This window comes from Serratia sp. LTN-2, assembly GCF_059740205.1.
Map to the genome: position 1 here is coordinate 95,177 of NZ_JCAXDO010000002.1, position 19,413 is coordinate 114,589.

Sequence of the window (19,413 nt, forward strand, 5' to 3'; positions counted from 1 at the left end):
ATAATTGCTGAATCAGGTTCAGGGATGGCTCGCATTATGAAGATTAAATACGCAATCTATTTTTTCACCCTGTGCCTGATGACTTCCTTCTCGCTGTTCATTGTCGAGGAGCTGCTCGAAGCCCATACCGAATACCGTGATAACCAGCTCAACCTGTATAAGATCGATCGCGCCAAAGAAATCTCCGAGGCCTTTCAGGCATCTCTGCAGGCCCACCGCCTCAAGCGATTGAGCCTGATCGATCCGCAAATCACCCGCGCGCAATGTCTGGCCGCCGATCGGGCAGCGCGCGAGAAAATCGCCCGGATCCGCGAACACCTGAACGATGCGGTCGCCAAACAGCTCGGGGTGCGGCAAAAAATCGCCGCGCTGTCGATGATCGGCCTGCTGGAACAGCTGCTGGATAACGACAATCTGCAGCTTTCGCAGGTCAACAACGCCAACGCCAATCTGTTCAACATCAACAGCGCCTATTACATCTCGCAAACCAGCAAGAGCTATTATCGCTACACCTACGATACCCGGATGGTGGATACCGATTCCTTTATGTTTCTCGAGGCCATCCGCCTCAACAATCGGCTGAATATGTCACTGACGGAGTTAAGCGATCAGATTATCGACGTCAATGTCAGCCCGCTCGATCGCAAAGACGCCTACCTGAAGTCCATCCAGCTGACCGGCGTACTGAACGCGCTGAGCACCCGATTGATCTTCATGAAGATCAACTACGACGACGTGCAAACCACCGACCTCGTCAACCAATTGCTCACCGAGGTGTCCGCCGAGCGCCTCAAGCAGATTACCGATGGACTGTATACCGCCATCAATACCCAAAAACCCTATCCCGCGGCGCTTATTTCGCATTATGTCGACGAGCTGAGCGGGCTTTCGCAGGCGCTGTATCAACGCAGTTTCGAGCTGGAAACCGTCGCTTCGCGTCACAAAATTTATGACAGCCAGACCACCATTTACGGCATGATCGCGCTGGCCGGTCTGGTGGTGCTGCTGTTTATCTTGCCGGCGCTGGTATTTTGCACCAGCATCAACCGCTGGTTGACCAAGACCCACAACAATATCGTGCGATTGTCGCGCGGCGAGATGAATATCGATCGCAATGAGGCTTTCTACAGCCGGGAGCTGATCGCCATCAGCGACGCCATTCAGCAACTCAGACAATATCAGCTGGACAAGGTCTCGCTGGAGAGCGAGAAACAGCTGCTGATTAAAGAGCTCGAGGCCTCTTCCTTCCTCGATCCGCTCACTAACATTTATAACCGCCGTAAATTCTTCCTCGAATGTCAGCTATTGGGTGCCGGCAGCTATCCGCAGGCCTTTTGCCTGATCGATATCGACAATTTCAAACAGCTCAACGACTGCTATGGCCACGACGTCGGGGATCGGGTGCTGGTGGAGTTCGGCCACTTGTTGCAGCGCGCGTTCCGCGCCAGCGACATTTTCTGCCGCTACGGCGGTGAAGAGTTCGCGGTGCTGCTGGGCAGCTGTTCGTTGGACAATGCGCGGGACATCATGGAACAGTTGCGCGCGCGCACCCATGGACTGACGTTAAATCTGGCCGACGGACGGCAGGTGCGTTTCACCACCAGTTGCGGCATTGCGCCGGTCAGCGCGTTCAGCGCGCTGCAGGCGGCGATCAAACAGGCAGACGAAGCGCTCTATTTTTGCAAAAAGAACGGCAAGGATCGGGTCAGCGTGCATACCCTGGCCGGGTTTATCTGATTTGTTGTTTAAAATAATTAACATTATAATTTTTATGACTAATTAGGCTAAGTCATTCACCTTACAGGCATATCTGACTTTTTTGTCGCCCCGCCGCCGCCAGGCCGCCATAAAGGCACGTTTAATCCTCGACCCGCTTTGGTGATTTATGGTGTGATGCAGCTTCAATAACAGGATAATCCGGGTATACTCCACCCCCACTTTTATGATTATCCGGATTTGGACACGCGCCTGACGAGGATGCTGTAACGCGCTATGACTCAATACGCTTCCCCGATTTTGACATCACTGCTTGATACCGATGCTTACAAGCTTCATATGCAGCAAGCAGTGTTCCATCGCTATCCCGCGATCAGCGTGGCGGCGGAATTCCGCTGCCGCGGCGACGAACTGCTGGGCGAATATGCCGACGAGATCCGCGCGCAGGTGGCGCTGATGAGTCAGTTGGCGCTGACCGATGCCGAATTCGCTTACCTCTCGGGCCTGCCCTTTTTCCGCCAGGATTACCTGAACTGGCTGCGCACCTTCCGCTATGATCCGCAGCAGGTGTCTATCGACAACCGCGACGGCAGGCTGCAAATCCGCATCGCCGGGCCATGGCGCGAAGTGATCATGTGGGAAGTGCCGCTGCTGGCGGTGATCAGCGAAGTGGTGCACCGTCGGCGCTCTCCGCTGGCGACGCCGGAACAGGCGGTGGCGCACCTGCAAACCAAACTGGCGCAGTTCAAAACGCTGGCGGGCGACCTGGATCTCTCGCGTTTCAAGCTGATGGACTTCGGCACCCGTCGCCGTTTCTCTCAGGGCGTGCAGCAGGCCATCGTCAGCACCTTGCAGGCCGAGTTCCCCTATCTGTCGGGCACCAGCAATTACGATTTGGCGCACCAACTCGGTCTGGCGCCGGTCGGTACCCAGGCGCACGAGTGGTTCCAGGCACATCAGCAGATAAGCCCGGTACTGGCCAACAGCCAGCGCGCCGCATTGCAAGCCTGGTTGGATGAATACCCGGACCAGCTGGGCATCGCGCTCACCGACTGCATCACCATGGACGCCTTCCTGCGCGACTTCGGCCCGCAGTTCGCCGAGCGTTATCAGGGGCTGCGCCACGATTCGGGCGATCCCGTCGAGTGGGGTGAAAAAGCCATTGCCCACTACCAGAAGCTGGGCATCGATCCGATGAGCAAAACGCTGGTGTTCTCGGACAACCTGGATCTGGAAAAAGCGCTGGCGCTCTATCGCCACTTCTATCAACGCATCAATCTCGGCTTCGGTATCGGCACGCGCCTGACCTGCGATATTCCGGGCGTCAAGCCGTTGAATATCGTGATCAAACTGGTCGAGTGCAAAGGCAAGCCGGTGGCTAAGCTCTCCGACAGCCCCGGCAAGACCATCTGCCAGGATCAGGCGTTCGTCAGAGCCCTGCGCAAAGCCTTCGATCTGCCGCTGGTGAAGAAGGCCAGCTGATCCTTCTTTATATAAAGAAAGCCGGCCCGGTTTCCGCGCCGGCTTTTTTGTTTTTATTTCCGAACGCCCTCTTTTCAGCCAGCCGCGATAAATGTTGCGCCAATCCGATGATTTCTGCTTGTGCTCTGCACCGCGGCAAGTAACATAGCCATTACCCCCATATTCTTGGGTTGTAAGCTATTTCTAAACCAAATTATTAAAGAGAGAAATCTATGAGCGTAGTGCCTGTAGTCGACGTACTGCAAGGTCGTGCTGCGGTTGACAGTGAAGTCACCGTACGCGGCTGGGTACGTACCCGGAGAGATTCAAAAGCTGGTATCTCCTTCCTGGCCGTCTATGACGGTTCCTGCTTTGATCCGTTACAGGCCGTCGTTAATAATTCTCTGCCGAATTATCAGGATGAAGTGCTGCATCTGACGACCGGTTGTTCGGTTGAAGTCACCGGCAAGGTTGTCGCCTCACCGGGCGAAGGCCAGAGCTTCGAACTGCAAGCCACCGCGATCAAAGTGGTCGGCTGGGTCGACGATCCGGACACCTACCCGATGGCGGCCAAACGTCACAGCATTGAATACCTGCGCGAAGTGGCCCACCTGCGCCCGCGCACCAACCTGATCGGCGCCGTGGCGCGCGTGCGTCATACCCTGGCGCAGGCGATCCACCGCTTCTTCCATGAAAATGGCTATTTCTGGGTGTCCACCCCGCTGATCACCGCCTCCGACACCGAAGGCGCCGGCGAGATGTTCCGCGTATCCACGCTGGATCTGGAAAACCTGCCGCGCACCGACAAGGGCACCGTCGACTTCAGCGAAGACTTCTTCGGTAAGGAAGCCTTCCTCACCGTTTCCGGCCAGCTGAACGGCGAAACCTACGCCTGCGCGCTGTCCAAGGTTTACACCTTCGGCCCAACCTTCCGCGCTGAAAACTCCAACACCAGCCGTCACCTGGCGGAATTCTGGATGATCGAGCCGGAAGTGGCCTTCGCTACGCTGGACGACGTTGCCGGCCTGGCCGAAAGCATGCTGAAGTATGTGTTCCAGGCGGTGCTGGATGAGCGCGCCGATGACCTGAAATTCTTCGCCGAGCGCGTAGATAAAGACGCTATCGCCCGTCTGGAGCGCTTCGTTTCTTCCGATTTCGCCCAAGTGGACTACACCGACGCCATCGAAATCCTGCTGGCCTCGGGCCAAACCTTCGAAAACCCGGTTTCCTGGGGCATCGATCTCTCTTCCGAACATGAGCGTTACCTGGCAGAGAAACACTTCCAGGCGCCGGTGGTGGTGAAAAACTACCCGAAAGACATCAAAGCCTTCTATATGCGTATGAACGAAGACGGCAAAACCGTCGCGGCCATGGACGTGTTGGCACCGGGCATCGGTGAAATCATCGGTGGCTCGCAGCGTGAAGAACGCCTCGACGTGCTCGATCAGCGTCTGGAAGAGATGGGTCTGAATAAAGAAGACTACTGGTGGTACCGCGATCTGCGCCGCTACGGCACCGTGCCGCACTCTGGTTTCGGCCTGGGCTTTGAACGTTTAATCGCCTATGTCACCGGCGTGCAAAACGTGCGCGATGTGATCCCATTCCCACGCACACCACGTAACGCAAGCTTCTAATTTATACGATCAAACGTTTTTTAAACGATTTCGTTACAAAACAAAGGCCAGCATCGCTGGCCTTTCGCATTTTTTAATATTGACGCACGTCACAAAGTTCCCTAAAAATTACATTTAGTTACACATACTTTCTTTTTGCAACCTGATTGGGACATTGGTATCATTTTCGTCCTAGATTAACCCGCCTGTGAATGGAACACTGCGTTCAGACACAGGACGACACCAATCTATCAACAATAGTTCCCAAAGAATTATTGGCGGCAGTGGCAAAGGTGTCCGAATAACACCAATGAGGGTAATAATGATGAAGCGCAACATTCTTGCAGTGGTTATCCCGGCTCTGTTGGCTGCTGGTGCAGCAAACGCAGCTGAAATCTACAACAAAGACGGCAACAAGCTGGATCTGTACGGCAAAGTTGACGGTCTGCACTACTTCTCCAAAGACAAAGGTAATGACGGCGATCAGACCTATGTTCGTTTTGGCTTCAAAGGTGAAACCCAAATTACTGACCAACTGACCGGTTACGGCCAGTGGGAATACAACGTTCAGTCCAACCACTCCGAGTCTCAGGGCACCGAAGGCACCAAAACCCGTCTGGGCTTCGCCGGTCTGAAATTCGCTGACTACGGCTCCTTCGACTACGGCCGTAACTACGGCGTACTGTACGACGTGGAAGGCTGGACCGATATGCTGCCAGAGTTCGGTGGCGATACCTACACCTACACCGACAACTTCATGACCGGCCGTACCAACGGCGTTGCGACCTATCGTAACAACAACTTCTTCGGTCTGGTTGACGGTCTGAACTTCGCTCTGCAATACCAGGGCAAGAACCAGAACGACGGTCGTGACGTTAAGAAACAGAACGGCGACGGCTGGGGTATCTCCTCTACTTATGACATCGGCGAAGGCGTAAGCTTCGGCGCTGCATACGCTTCTTCCAACCGTACCGACGATCAGAAACTGCGTTCCAACGAGCGTGGCGACAAGGCTGACGCATGGACCGTGGGCGCGAAATACGACGCCAACAACGTTTACCTGGCGGCCATGTACGCAGAAACTCGTAACATGACTCCATTCGGCGGCGGTGACTTCACTAACACCTGTGCTGCTTCTGAAAAATGCGGCGGTTTCGCCAGCAAAACTCAGAACTTCGAAGTGACTGCTCAGTACCAGTTCGACTTCGGTCTGCGTCCAGAAGTGTCTTACCTGCAGTCTAAAGGTAAAAACCTGAACGTCCCAGGCGCAGGTTCTGACCAGGATCTGGTTAAATATGTTTCTGTTGGTACCACTTACTACTTCAACAAAAACATGTCCACCTACGTTGATTACAAAATCAACCTGCTGGATGACAACGCGTTCACCAAAGCAACCGGCACCGCTACTGACGATATCGTAGCTGTTGGTCTGGTGTACCAGTTCTAAGTTGTCTCGCTTAACGGCGGTTTACCGTCAGCTAAGCTAAAAAACAGGGCTTCGGCCCTGTTTTTGTTTGTGTCAGCCGGTAACTTTTTATCCTGCCAATTTCTCCTTCCCCATCATTTTTTCTGCCTAATACTCCCCCTTCGCAAGATCGCGGTGTTTTTGTCGCAAACGGTTGGCAAAGCCGGTAACTGGCGTTACCCTGATGCTTCTGTCTGCTTAACTCCGAGATTTGGAAGCACCTGACATGTTTGAAAAAATCACCGCCGCACCCGCCGACCCGATCCTGGGCCTGACCGACATTTTCCGCGCCGACGCCCGCCCGAATAAAATCAATTTAGGGATTGGCGTTTATAAAGACGAAACCGGTAAAACCCCGGTGCTGACCAGCGTAAAAAAAGCTGAACAGTATCTGCTGGAAAATGAGACCACTAAAAACTATCTCGGCATTGAGGGCATCCCGGCGTTCGCCAGCTGCACGCAAGAGCTGCTGTTCGGTAAAGAGAGCCCGATCGTCGCCGATCGTCGCGCGCGCACCGCACAGACGCCAGGCGGCACCGGCGGCCTGCGCGTGGCGGCAGACTTTATCGCTAACCAGACCAGCGCCAAACGCATCTGGATCAGCAACCCAAGCTGGCCGAACCACAAAAACGTCTTTAGCGCCGTGGGCCTGGAAGTGCTGGAATACGCCTATTACGACGCCGCCAACCACGCGCTGGACTTTGACGGCCTGCTGAACAGCCTGAAACAGGCGCAGGCCGGTGATGTGGTGCTGTTCCACGGCTGCTGCCATAACCCGACCGGTATCGATCCGACGGCGGAGCAGTGGGCTCAGTTGGCTGAGCTTTCCGTCGTCAACGGCTGGCTGCCGCTGTTCGACTTCGCTTATCAGGGCTTCGCCAACGGGCTGGAAGAAGACGCGCAAGGTCTGCGTATTTTCGCCGCCAAACATAAAGAGTTGATCGTCGCCAGCTCCTACTCGAAAAACTTCGGTCTGTACAATGAGCGCGTCGGCGCTTGCACCATTGTTGCTGCCGATGCCGAGACCGCCGATCGCGCCTTTAGCCAGGTGAAAGCGGCTATCCGCGCCAACTACTCCAACCCGCCGTCACACGGCGCGGCCGTTGTCGCCACCATTCTGGGCAATGACGCGCTGCGTGCGATGTGGGAGCAGGAGCTGACCGATATGCGTCAGCGCATTCACCGCATGCGTCAGCTGTTCGTGAACACTCTGCAGGAGAAAGGCGCACAGCAGGACTTCAGCTTCATCATCCAGCAGAACGGCATGTTCTCGTTCAGCGGCCTGACCAAAGAACAGGTGCTGCGTCTGCGCGAAGAGTTTGGCGTCTACGCCGTGAACTCGGGCCGGGTTAACGTTGCCGGCATGACGCCGGACAACATGGCGCCGCTGTGCGAAGCCATCGTCGCCGTGCTCTAAGCGCGTCGGCGCAGGCCATCAGGACATAAAAAAGGGGCGCTCTAAGCGCCCCTTGATTATTTCTGCCGGAAAATAATCGTTACCACACCGCCGGCTCTTCACGCAGGAACGGGTTGGTCTGGCGTTCGTGGCCGAAGGTCGACATCGGGCCGTGGCCGGGAATAAAGCGCATGTCGTCACCCAGCGGCAGCAGCTTGGTGCGAATAGAGGCGATCAGCGCCTGATGGTCACCGCGCGGGAAGTCGCTGCGCCCCACGCCGCCGTTAAACAGCACGTCCCCCACCAGCGCCAAACGCGCCTGTTCATTAATAAAGACGATGTGGCCCGGCGTATGCCCTGGGCAATGCAGCACCTTGAGCGTCATCTCGCCCACCCGCATCTCATCGCCTTCCGACAGCCAGCGAGTCGGCGTCAGCGGCGCACACTCTTCCAGCCCGAACATCCGGCTCTGCGCCGGCAAACCGTCCAGCCAAAAAGCGTCCTCTTTATCCGGGCCGTAAATCGGCACCTGATAATGATCCGCCAGCTCCGCCGCCGCGCCGACGTGATCCAAATGGCCGTGCGTCAACAAAATCTGCGTAATTGTCACGCCCTGCTGCGCCACTTCCGCTTTAATTTTTTCCGCTTCGCCGCCGGGATCGACCAACGCCGCCTGTTGCGTGTTTTCACACCAGATCAGACTGCAGTTCTGGCTGAAGGCGGTAACGGGAATAAGATGGTATTTCATAAGGCTCCAACGACAATAACGCCGCCTCCGCAAGGAGCGGCGTTATTCACTGAGGGCACAGCGGTTACCAGTTCCGAACCGGGCCGGTATCGATGTGCACGAAGTTGCTACGTGGGTAATATCCTACACCACCGGCGCGCATTTTTAACGCCGCTTTACGGATATTACTCAATTGGATACCTTCGATATGGAAATCCATCGCTTGGCCCTTGGTGTGGTAGCTGTGCTTGGCCACGCCGCGGCTGTGTGCGCGCAGTTCATTGTTGGTATCTACGGAACGGTAACCGGAGATCAGCTGCACCGGCTTGCTGGTACCCAGCAGCCCCTGCAGGCGGTAGAGGTGATCAAACAAGCTGGGATCGATCGATTTGACCTTGTTGGCGCGATAATCGCGGAACAGATGATTTAGCCGAACCAACTCTTCTTTATTGTAACCTTTGCCGTCAAAGAACTCGGCTTTAATAGATTCACCGGTATTCAGGTTATTCAGCACTAAAATACGCGGTCGAGCGGTGGAAAGACTGGCAAACGCCTGCCCTGGGAGCAGCGCTATGCCCATAGCAGCGCCACCTAGCGCCAGCCATTTACGGCGGTGATGATCAATTTTGTCCATGACTCTGTTAAACCCGGCAAGAATGTCAAAATAAATGCACAAAGCAGCGCACTGTCCGAACCATAACCGCCTGCGTATGCTGAGTCAACCCGCGATACGCCTAGGTTTACAGGCCCCCGCCTGTGGGGGCCTGCGGTATAGCCAAACATTCTGACCGTTATTTATTTATAATTACTGCATTTACTGCATTAATTTTTTGGCCTGAGCCAAAATTTGTGCGCCCGATCGCACCGTATTATCATAATTGTAAATATCTGTGCGGAATTGCGGTTGGCCGTCATCCGAAACCCAGGCGGTCAGATAATACAGTTTTACGGGAATACGCTGGCGAATATTCACATAAGTGGTATTCCCCTCTTTCAGCGTGGAAGAAACGCGGCTGTTGTTCCAGCCGGCATCCTGCAGCAGCATATTCGCCAAATCGGACGCTTTGTTCACCCGCACGCAGCCGGAGCTGAGCGCGCGAATGTCTTTCTGGAACAGGCTGTGGTTCGGGGTATCGTGCAGGTAGATAGCGTCTGAACTCGGCATGTTGAACTTGAAGCGCCCCAGTGAGTTGGTGGCGCCCGGTGCCTGGCGCACGCGATAGGGGAAATTGCGTGCAGAGACCATGCTCCAGTCGATCATCGCCGGATTGATCACTTCCGCGTCGTTGCTCCAGCCCGACAGCACGGTATAGCCGTGTTTCTGGAAATAATTACCGTCGCGCATCGCCTTCGGCACAATATCCTCGCGCACCAGAGTGGTCGGCACGTTCCACGGCGGGTTGACCACCACGTTGTTCAAGGCGCTGCTCATCAGCGGCGTCTTGCGGCTTGGGCGCCCGACGATAACGCGGGAAGAGAGCACCTCGTTGCCGTTCTGGTAGTAGGTCAGCGAATAGTTGGGAATATTCACCATAATGCCGGTGCTGACATGCCCCGGTAAAATTCGCAGGCGCTGGATATTCAGCGCCAGCAGCGCGGCGCGAGTCTTTGGCGACACGTTGAGCCACTCGCGGGTGCGCACGCCAATCACGCCGTCCGCCGTCAGCCCCTGCCATTTTTGGAAGCGCTTGACGCCCTCCACCAGCTCGTTGGTGTAGAGGTTGTCGCTCACCACGCTGCCGACCTGCGGCGGTGTCTGTTCCGCCGTCAGTTCCGTCACCGGCGCCGCCGATGGGCTGACCGTCACGCGGCTTTTTTCTTCGTCTACCGTCAGCCCGCCGTCGTCCGGCTCATTGCTCTTCGCCGAAACCACCGCCGGCTCCGGCTCCGCTTCAGGCGCCGAGGCGGCCAGCATGCCGGTGCGGGTCAGGATTTCCCGCAGCGCCGGAATATCATTGCTCATTTGCCCAGGGCGCAGGCTCGGGCCGTTGCCCACCTGCGGCCAGGGGCGATTATCCGCCAGCATGTCGCGCAGCGCCTGATGCATTTTGGCGTATTGCGGATGCTGTGGCGCGAGCGAGTTCACGTAGCTCAGGGTGCGCGCCTGGCGCACCGCCAGCTGCCATTGGTTGATCACCGCATTAGGCGGCAAACCAAGCTTGTAGGGAATATTGCTGTACAGCCAGTTGTTGCCGTTGGCGCCGATAGCGGACACGAACTGCAGGTAGCCCAGCATCGCATCGGACAGCACCACATCGCGGCCTACGTCATTGAGCGCCGGATTGGTCAACATTTTCACCCATTGGGTGAACTGCGGCTGCACGCCGGACATCGCCAGCTCTGCCAGTTGCTGTTGAAACTGCTGAACGGCCTCGCGATCCTGCCACATCGGCTGCATATGATTCGCCGCATACAGCGGTGCCAGCGTGGAAAGGTAATGCAGTTCCATGCCGCGCGGCAGCGCGGCCAACAGTTCAGAACGGCTCTGCGCAACGGACATGCCTGCTGATGCCACCGGTAACGCCGTCACGGTGGCCGATGCGGAAAACGACGACACAAGACTACAGGCGATAGCGCCACTCAGCGCCAAACGTCGTAGAGAGTTTCCCTTTTTAAGCACCATCCCTTGCCCCCTGTATGCTCACAAAAAAAACGTCAAAAACTGCATATAGTTTCAGTATACAAACAGAAAGGCCGTTTCGCCCTGCGGGCGTCGAATAACTGTTTATGTGATTAAACTAACCGCTTTTCAACGGATAAAAAAGCAGGACTATCATCCACGCGCACAAAAAAATAGCCACCCTGCGGCGGCTATTTTCAGATTTTTAGGGCGTTTTTTTGCGTTACGGCGTTTCGACCGGCGCAGTGCCCAACGCCGGCGGCTCGCTGGCGAAACCGCGCAGCCCCACCACGTGTACATGCTCGTGGTTCTGGAACACCTTACGCACCAGTTTATAGGTGGTGCCCTTCTCCGGACTGATGTTTTCCGGCGCCGCGATGATAAGCTGCATCTCCAGACGGTCGCACAGTTCGAACAGCGTGGCGATCGATTTGGCATCCAGACGCGCCGCTTCATCGAGGAACAGCAGGCGGCACGGCGAGATGTCTTTACCGCGCAGACGACGGGATTCTTCTTCCCAGCTCTGCACCACCATCACCAGGATTGACATCCCGGTACCGATAGCTTCACCGGTAGACAGCGCGCCACTTTCCGCACGCAGCCAGCCGTCGGAACCGCGATATACCTCCACCTCCATCTCCAGGTAGTTGCGGTAATCGAGCAACTCCTCGCCGATGGTCTGCGGCGTGCGCTGCCCCATGTCGATCTGCGGATTCAGGCGCTGGTACAGCTTGGCCAACGCTTCGGAGAAGGTCAGGCGGTTGCTGTTGAACAGATCCTGATGCTGTTCCTGCTGTTCGGAGAGCACGTCCAACAGGGTGGCGTGTGCTTCTCGCACGTTGACGTTCAGGCGCACGCTCTTCACCTGGCCGAAGGCAACGGCCTGCAGCCCCTGGTTCAGCATGCGAATGCGGTTCTGTTCGCGCTGAATGGTTTTGCGGATGATGTTGGCCACGCTTTTCGAACTGATCGCCAGCTTCTGCTCGCGCGCGGTCAGCTCTTCGGTCAGACGGCCCAGCTCGATCTCCATCTGCTCGATGGCCTCGACCGGATCGTCGGTACGGATGATATCCTGACGGATACGCTCGCGCAGGTGCTGGTAGACCGCAATATAGAACTGAATTTTACGCTCCGGCCGCTTCGGATCTTCCGACAGGCGCAGCACGTCGCGCAGGTGTTCGTTGTCCGCTACCGCCAGACGCAGCGCACCGAGCGCCTTATCCGACATCGAACGCAGTTCGTCGCCATCCATATACGCCAACTCGCGGCGATGCAGGCGGCGCTCCACGCCGTTGTCTTTCACCAGGCGCATCACCGCGCACCAGCCCGCCTTGGCGGTCACCACCTGCTCGCGCAGCTGATGATAGTCTCGTTCCAGCTTGCGCAGTTTCTTCTGCAGGCCATCCATTTCGGCTTCGCAGAAGGTTAGCTGTTTCTCCAGCTGATTGCGACGAGCGCGGTTGTTGCTCAGCGCCGCATGCAGTTCGTCGCGACGCTGGCGCGCGCGCGCTTCGGCGTTGGCGTCGGCCTGCACGCCGATGTCCACCAGTTCCTGGCTCAGCTCTTTCAGCATGTCGCGCTTGGCTTCGTACGAGCTTTTCAGCGAGGCCAGCACCTGGCTGTACTGAGTGAACTGGGTTTGATACTGACGCAGCTGCTCGCGGGCGCGGGCGCGTTCGGCTTCCGCCTGCTCCAGACGCTGACGCAGCTTGTCGTTGAGATCGTTGTTGGCATTCTGCATACCGGCGGAGTCGGTATAGCTGAAGTGCGCACGACGCTGCACCACTTCAGTCAACGCGAACGCCTGCTGTTTAGCCTGACGCTGCACGCTTTGCGCCTGCGCGTAGTCCTGTTGCAGCTGTTCATGCTGCTGCGGATCGCTTTGCAGCACCGACAGCAGCGGCTCCAGCTTGGTCAGCGATACGCCATGCTGTTGAATATGACGCGCGGCGTCCTGTGCTTCTTCCAGCTCTTCGCGGATTTCGTCGACGCGGTCCTGCAGCGTTTCGTCGTTCAGCAACGATACCAGCGGCATCAGGCGGTTGAGCGCGGAAATGCCCTCTTTGGCCTGATCGTACTGCTGACGCTGCTGCTGGTTCTGCGCTTCGTGGTTGTTCAGCGCGCGCTCGATCTCACCGCGACGGCCGTTCAGGCCGCGGATCTCCGCTTCCGGGTCGGCGTCGAACGCCACCGCCAGATGGGTACCGATAAAGCGGCTGAAAGCCTGGTGCGAACGCTGGGTTTTCTGCACGTCGAACGACAGCGTGGCGTAGCGTTCCGCCAGCGTTTCACGCTCGGCATGCAGCACTTCCAGGCGGTTTTCGCGCGCCGCACGGCCGAACAGCGGCACTTCCGGATAGCGGGAATAACGCCACTGGCGATCGGCGATTTTCACCACCACCGCTTTGTCCTGCTCTTCGACGGCGAACACGCTGTCATCGAACGACTGCGGATCCCCTTCGATCAGGTAGAGATCTTCCGGGCAATCTTCCAGCCCTTCCAGCATCTCGCGCACCAACGACAGATCCGGCACCACGATGGCGTGGCGCGAAGGGCCGTACAGCGCCGAGAAGTAAGGCGCGTCGTCGATGGTAACGTCATCGTAAATTTCCGACAGCAGCACGCCGCCGAAACGCTCGGCCAACGTGACCAGGCGCTGATCTTCCGCGCCGCCCGGCTGGCTGAGACGTTCGATCTGCGCTTCCACTTCACGCTTGCGGGCCGCCACTTCGTCGCGCTCGACGGTGGTTTCGCGCTCGCGCTCCAGCAGCTGCTGCATGTATTCGGTCACCTGCTGGCTGTTTTCCAGCGGCTCTCCGCTCTGATCGCTGAGCTGGCCCAGGGCGTCCTGCGCCGCCAGCCATACCGGGGCGCGCGCCGTCAGCTCACGGATGCGCTGCTGGATCTGCTCCAGCTCCTGGCGCATCTCCATGCGGCGTTCGCCGGCTTCGCTGACGTTCTGCGACAGCGCTTCCAGGCGCTCTTCCAGCTCCTGCTGCAGCATGTCGAGATCGTCAGGCTGGTATTCTTGGCCATGGCGCTTGCAAAACTCTTGCAGCAGGCGCTCGGCGTCCTGCTGCGAGCGCAGGCGCTGTTCCAGTTCGCTCAGGCGCAGACGCAGCGGCTGAACGCGCTCGGCGAGGTGTTGCTGCGAAGGCCAGTCGCGCAGCAATTCGCGCGCGCACTGCCAGGCTTCACTGCGGCTGACCTGGCCGGCGATTTTACCCACCAGCTGATAGGCCTGTTCGAACTGACCGTGCGCGGCGTCGGCCACGCTCAACTTCTGTTCCAGCATCAGCAGCGCTTCGGTCGCTTCCTGCTCGCGGGCCTGGAAGGTATCCAGCCACTGCTCGGCGTTGTCGGCGGTCAGATCCGGCAGTTGGCACAGCGCGCGCGCGCGCTCCAACGCCTGCAGCGCCTGCTGATACTGAATGGCGCGGGTCTGCTGCACGTCGAGCGCCTGCTGGTAGTCGGCCAGCTGGCTCTTCAGCTCATCCACTTCCAGCTCGGCCGCTTCGGCACGCGCTTCGTTTTCGGCCTGCTGTTCGCTCGCCTCGGCCACCACTTCGTTCTGCTCTTCCAGACGGTAGGTCAGCTCTTCCAGATCGGCTTCATAGCGTTCGATCTTCTCCTGCTGACGCATCGCCGTCTGCACCAGATTCAGGTGGTCGCTGGCGGCCTGGTAATCGGTTTCCAAATCGGATTCGGCACCGCTCTGCTCGCTCAGCTCGCGCGCCATTTCCACATGGCGATACTGTTCGGCGGCCAGCTGCTTGCGGCTGCCCAACAGATCGCTGCGCAGCGCCAGTGCGCCGTCCAGATGGATGCGGCGTTCGTTGGCGTGGCGCATATAGTCCGCCGCCACATAAGAGGTGGCCTCGGAGATCAAATGTTTGAACAGGTCGCGATCCGACTGGGTGACGCGGATCGCCTCCAGCGTCATGCGGTTCTCACGCAACGCCGCTTCCATGTCCTGGAACGCCTTGCGCACGCCGCTGTTTTCCGGCAGCAGGTAATCGCGCAGCGAGCGGGTGATGGCGCTGGAGATACCGCCATACAGCGACGCTTCGATCAGTCGGTAGAACTTGCTGCGATCGGCGGACGAACGCAGGCGTTTCGGGATCACGCCCAGATCGAACATCAGCGAGTGGTAATCGGTGATGGAGTTGAACTGCTTGAACTGCACGCCCTCCATCTCTTCCACGCGCTCTTTCAATTCTTGCAGCGACAGCACGCGCGCCTGGCGTTCACCCACCGTCTGGGTCAGCAGCTCGGTCGGCTGTACTGCAGTCGGCAGGCCCTGGATGGTGAAAGGCTTGATATCGACCTTGCGATCGCGCCCCGCCACCTGCTGCAGACGCACGCCAACCACCACGCGCTGGTGGCGCGAGTTGACGACATCGAGGGTGGAGTAACACACGCCGGCGCGCAGCTTGCCGTGCAGGCCTTTGTCACGCGAACCGCTGGTGGCGCCCGCTTCGGTGGTGTTACGGAAGTGCAGCAACGTCAGATCGGGAATCAATGCGGTGACGAAAGCCGCCATGGTGGTGGATTTCCCCGCCCCGTTACCGCCGGACAGCGTGGTCACCAACTCATCGAGATCAAAGGTGCGGGCGAAGAAGCCGTTCCAGTTAACCAGCGTCAGCGAGCGAAATTTACCGCGTTCAATCATTCCTGTTCATCCTCTGCACCGTCAGGAGCGTTATCAACCTGCTGATCCTCAGCGTCATTCTCATCGTTCAGCAACAGGCTGGTTTCAACCGGCATCGCCTCGCCGTCGCGAATCATGCGCAGCTGCGCTTCACGTGGATCGTCGCCGCTGCGCACGTCGGCGCCAAAGCGGAACACCGCCTCGGTAATGCGGAACTTGCTGCTGTCATTGCCCATGAAATAGACCATGCCGAGACGGCGCAGGCGGTTCAGCGAGGTGCGCACCTTTTCGTGCAGCTTCTGCCGATCGAGATCCGAACCGGTGGAACGCTGGTTGACGAACTTCAACAGTTTGTTCTCATCGGCCAGGCTCAGCAGCTCGTCGTACAGCTCCTGATGGCTGAAGATACCTTCATGCGCCAGGCGCTCGGGGCTGAGATACAGGTAGCACAAGATCTTGCCGACCATCATATCCAGCTCGGACAGCACCGAACGCGGGATCAGCGTGGTGGAGCGCGGGCGCAAATAGAAGAAGCCTTCCGGCGCCCGAATCAGCTCGACGCTGTAACGGTTGTAAAACTCTTCCAGCTCATCCTGGAAATCCATTAAAAAGGCGTGGTTGTCCAGCTCATCGATACCGATGTGACGACCCGCGCGCAGTTGGCTGTCCAGCGCCGGGAACAGCGAGTTGGACAGCGCCTTGGCCAGTTTGACTGGCATTACTTGTTCAATATTTGTCGATGACATGGGCCTGGACCTTGGCTCCGTAATCATTGATTGCCTGCCATTCCGCCGGCAACCCTGAGAAATCTGCTTCAGCCACACCGAGGCGCACTGCCTGGTCGACCACTAAACGTGCCACGTCGAAATGACGCGCACGCGGATATTGCGCCAGATAATCGCGCATCACCGCTGCAAGGTTGAGCGGCATCTGCTGTTCCTGGTACACCTTCAGCGCTTCTTCGATCATCGCCGCCAGCTGTTCGCGAATTTCGCTGAACTCTTCGAACTCCAGATCCGGCGGCAGTTCCCCGGTCACTTCCTCGCTGCGCAGCGCCAGTTCTTCGTCGCGCATGTCCAGCAGACGATCGGCATTGGCATGGGTCAGCGCCCACGGGTGGTCGAAATAGGTTTGCACCGACTGGCGCAGGCGTTGGGCGAACACTCGGTTTTTATCCATATCGATAGCGGTACGGATAAATTTGTGCACGTGACGATCGTAGCCGATCCACAGGTCGATCGCCTGCTGGCCCCAGCTGATGATGCGATCCAGCTTGCTCTGCAGATCGAACACCAGCTTGTCGACGAAGCCCAGCTCCACGTTGCCGAGGGTTGCGTCCTGGATGCGCAGCAGGTTGGCCTGCAGCTTATCGCCCGCCGCATCCAGCGTATCCTGCAGCTCGCGCAGGGTGCCTGAGGTTTCCGACAACAGCATTTCACAGCTGGAGATCGCCGCCCGCCAGTCTTTGCTCAGCAGCGCCGCGATGTCGTTTTTCACACTCTGCTGCTGTTCATCCATCACGCGTTGCGTCATGTCGATGCTGTCGAAGATTTCCGCCACCGAATATTTCAACGGCGCGAACACGTTGCGGTGCCAATGGAAATCGTCGCCGCCTTCGTCGGCGGCGTCGGCGGCGCGCTTCAGTTCCTGCGCCACGATCGACAGCTGCATCGACAGGCGCAGCGTGGAGAATTCGCGTTGGCGAATATAGTAATCGGTAATGCCGATACCCAACGGCGTCAGGCGGTAAATCGCATTACCGTCTGCCAGTTCGCTGGTAAAGCGGTTCAACAGGCGCTGGCGCACCATGTCGTTGATCGCATTGTTGGCGCGCATCGCCACCGTTTCATGCGTCTGTTCAAAACCTTTGCTGACATGGCGAAATGCATCAACCAGCTCACCTTCGCTCATCTCGCCGTCCAGCCGTTCGCCATTCAGGGTAGCGATGGCGAGCAGAAATGCGAGACGCTCCGTAGGGAGCGAAATAGAGAAATCATTTTTCCGTGCCCAGGCGACCAGTTCGGGTACTGTCTGGGAAAATTCACTCATAGTTCGTCCTTCAGGTTTGGTTTATGCGCCATGACGTGAATATAGCGCCCCAAACTCACGTACGGCTCCTGCCGGCAATAGTGCTGTTCAAGCGCCAGTAACTCTTCAAATTTTTGTGTTTGCAGCTGTCTGCTCTGCAGATAGTCGTGGAACACCCGCACGCCGGTTTTGCCGCTGATGCGCATGCCCAGCTGTTCCAGCCAGCCGTAGACCAATAGCGGATCGTGCGGATATTGCGGCGACAGCGAACGCTTGCGGCGCCGCCTGACCTCGGGATCCACCAGTTGAAAGTTACCCAACACCACGTTGCGCATCAAGAGGCCGTTGGCGTTGAAGAACATCAGCGACAGCGCGCCCCCCGGCGTCAGGCAGTCATACAACGCCTCCAGCGCCGCTTCGGGTTCGGCGATCCATTCAAGCACTGCATGAAACAATATCAGATCAACCGGCTGTTCCAAATGTTGAGCAATATCCTGCGCAGAACTTTGTACGAATTGCATGTTCTGGCTCACACCTTTCTGCTCCGCCAGCTGCGCAGCGCGCTGGATCATCTCACCAGAAAGATCGCACAACAACACCTGATGTCCTAATTCTGCCAGTTGGCAGGCCATATGGCCTTCACCGCCCCCGGCGTCGAGGATACGCAGCGGCCGCTGCGGCAACTGCGCCAGCAACCCGGTCAGATCCTGCCAAACCACCGCCTGGCGGATTTTTCCTTTGGTGGTGCCGTAAATATTACGCGCAAATTTTTCAGCAATATCGTCAAAATTGCGATCCTGCATGGACAACGGCTCCGCTGATCTCATTCTTGTCGGCGGCAAAGCGCACGCCCATTCAAACCTGCTATTTTGGCACAGACTGGCTTAGAATGTATCTTCTTGCGGCCTGTTTATGCCTGGATGCCGCTTTTTCACCCAAAAGGATCTGATTTTCGATGCTGTTCAACCTGAAAAAGTTCTTTGGCGCCATGCTGATGCCGCTGCCGCTGTTGATGTTGCTGATGGGGCTGGCGCTGCTGCTGCTGTGGTTCACCCGCTGGCAAAAAAGCGGTAAGACGATTTTTACGCTGAGCTGGCTGTTTTTACTGCTTTTCAGCCTGCAGCCGGTGGCCGACCGGCTGCTGCGGCCGATCGAAGCCCAATACCAGACTTATCGCGGCAACGATCCGGTCAGCTACATCGTGGTGTTGGGCGGGGGCTATACCTACAATCCCGATTGGGCGCCCAGCTCGAATTTGCTCGGCAACAGTCTGCCGCGCGTGACGGAAGGCGTGCGGCTTTACCTTGCGCATCCCGGCGCCAGGATGGTGTTTACCGGCGCATCCGCCGGAAGCATGCAAAGCAACGCCGCCACGGCGGCGCTGGTGGCCGAAAGCCTGGGCGTGCCGCGCAGCGATATGGTGATCCTGAGGGAACCGCGCGATACCGAGGAAGAAGCCGCTCAGGTCGCCAAGTTGGTCGGCGATCAACCGTTCATTCTGGTGACCTCCGCCAACCATCTGCCGCGCGCCATGCGCTTCTTCGAGGCGAAAGGCCTGCACCCGATCCCGGCGCCGGCCAACCAGTTGGCGATCGACTCGCCGCTGAATATCTGGGATCGCGCCACGCCGTCGTCGATGTTCCTCGGCCATACCGAGCGCGCCTGGTATGAAACGCTGGGCAGCCTGTGGCAATGGCTGAAAGGCGCGGATCACGCCGGCGCCGAGTAAGTTCCGT

At 57.8% G+C, this 19,413-nt stretch carries 13 protein-coding genes; 6 read left to right on the forward strand and 7 right to left on the reverse strand.

The genetic code is table 11. The features are described 5' to 3' along the window. Positions 1 to 36 precede the first annotated feature (36 nt). From AC6BYQ_RS04240 to AC6BYQ_RS04260, 5 genes are all read left to right on the forward strand, one after another. Positions 37 to 1,737 carry a GGDEF domain-containing protein gene (locus tag AC6BYQ_RS04240; RefSeq protein ID WP_154746877.1) on the forward strand — a complete coding sequence of 567 codons (1,701 nt, stop codon included), beginning with the start codon at positions 37 to 39 and terminating at the stop codon, positions 1,735 to 1,737. Positions 1,738 to 1,992: 255 nt separating this feature from the next. Then, complete coding sequence (pncB, locus tag AC6BYQ_RS04245) at positions 1,993 to 3,198, forward strand: nicotinate phosphoribosyltransferase (RefSeq protein WP_025159673.1); 1,206 nt, start codon at positions 1,993 to 1,995, stop codon at positions 3,196 to 3,198. Positions 3,199 to 3,410: 212 nt separating this feature from the next. After that, positions 3,411 to 4,811, forward strand: coding sequence for an asparagine--tRNA ligase (gene asnS / locus AC6BYQ_RS04250; protein WP_033642576.1), 1,401 nt, complete (start codon positions 3,411 to 3,413; stop codon positions 4,809 to 4,811). 301 nt (positions 4,812 to 5,112) lie between these two features. After that, positions 5,113 to 6,237: a porin OmpC gene (ompC, locus tag AC6BYQ_RS04255; protein WP_060421783.1), complete on the forward strand. Its 1,125-nt coding sequence runs from the start codon at positions 5,113 to 5,115 to the stop codon at positions 6,235 to 6,237. A 244-nt stretch (positions 6,238 to 6,481) separates the two neighbouring features. Next, entirely contained in the window at positions 6,482 to 7,672 is a 1,191-nt protein-coding gene (locus tag AC6BYQ_RS04260; RefSeq protein WP_154746875.1) for an amino acid aminotransferase, read from the forward strand. 79 nt (positions 7,673 to 7,751) lie between these two features. Here AC6BYQ_RS04260 and AC6BYQ_RS04265 read toward each other — a convergent pair whose 3' ends face one another. The 7 genes from AC6BYQ_RS04265 to cmoM all read right to left on the reverse strand — a co-directional run bounded on the left by AC6BYQ_RS04265 (position 7,752) and on the right by cmoM (position 18,480). Then, a complete protein-coding gene (locus AC6BYQ_RS04265) occupies positions 7,752 to 8,399 on the reverse strand; it encodes an MBL fold metallo-hydrolase (protein WP_019454527.1) in 648 nt (215 codons plus the stop codon). 64 nt (positions 8,400 to 8,463) lie between these two features. Beyond that, positions 8,464 to 9,012 (reverse strand): peptidoglycan L,D-endopeptidase MepK, encoded by a 549-nt coding sequence (gene mepK, locus AC6BYQ_RS04270; protein WP_025159674.1) that lies wholly within the window; start codon positions 9,010 to 9,012, stop codon positions 8,464 to 8,466. 180 nt (positions 9,013 to 9,192) lie between these two features. After that, a complete protein-coding gene (gene ldtD / locus AC6BYQ_RS04275; RefSeq protein ID WP_498056355.1) occupies positions 9,193 to 11,001 on the reverse strand; it encodes a L,D-transpeptidase in 1,809 nt (602 codons plus the stop codon). 220 nt (positions 11,002 to 11,221) lie between these two features. Further along, complete coding sequence (gene mukB / locus AC6BYQ_RS04280) at positions 11,222 to 15,670, reverse strand: chromosome partition protein MukB (RefSeq protein WP_019454530.1); 4,449 nt, start codon at positions 15,668 to 15,670, stop codon at positions 11,222 to 11,224. After that, a complete protein-coding gene (mukE, locus tag AC6BYQ_RS04285; protein WP_025159676.1) occupies positions 15,667 to 16,395 on the reverse strand; it encodes a chromosome partition protein MukE in 729 nt (242 codons plus the stop codon). The genes mukB and mukE overlap by 4 nt, the downstream gene beginning before the upstream one ends. Continuing rightward, complete coding sequence (gene mukF / locus AC6BYQ_RS04290) at positions 16,376 to 17,698, reverse strand: chromosome partition protein MukF (protein ID WP_004928228.1); 1,323 nt, start codon at positions 17,696 to 17,698, stop codon at positions 16,376 to 16,378. The genes mukE and mukF overlap by 20 nt, the downstream gene beginning before the upstream one ends. After that, the gene (gene cmoM, locus AC6BYQ_RS04295; RefSeq protein WP_019454532.1) at positions 17,695 to 18,480 is read right to left on the reverse strand and encodes a tRNA uridine 5-oxyacetic acid(34) methyltransferase CmoM; all 786 of its coding nucleotides are present in this window, start codon (positions 18,478 to 18,480) and stop codon (positions 17,695 to 17,697) included. The genes mukF and cmoM overlap by 4 nt, the downstream gene beginning before the upstream one ends. A gap of 152 nt (positions 18,481 to 18,632) precedes the next feature. On the opposite strand from cmoM, the gene elyC reads away from it, so the two are divergent. Beyond that, positions 18,633 to 19,406, forward strand: a complete 774-nt coding sequence (gene elyC, locus AC6BYQ_RS04300; RefSeq protein WP_019454533.1) for an envelope biogenesis factor ElyC — start codon at positions 18,633 to 18,635, stop codon at positions 19,404 to 19,406. Positions 19,407 to 19,413 lie beyond the last annotated feature (7 nt).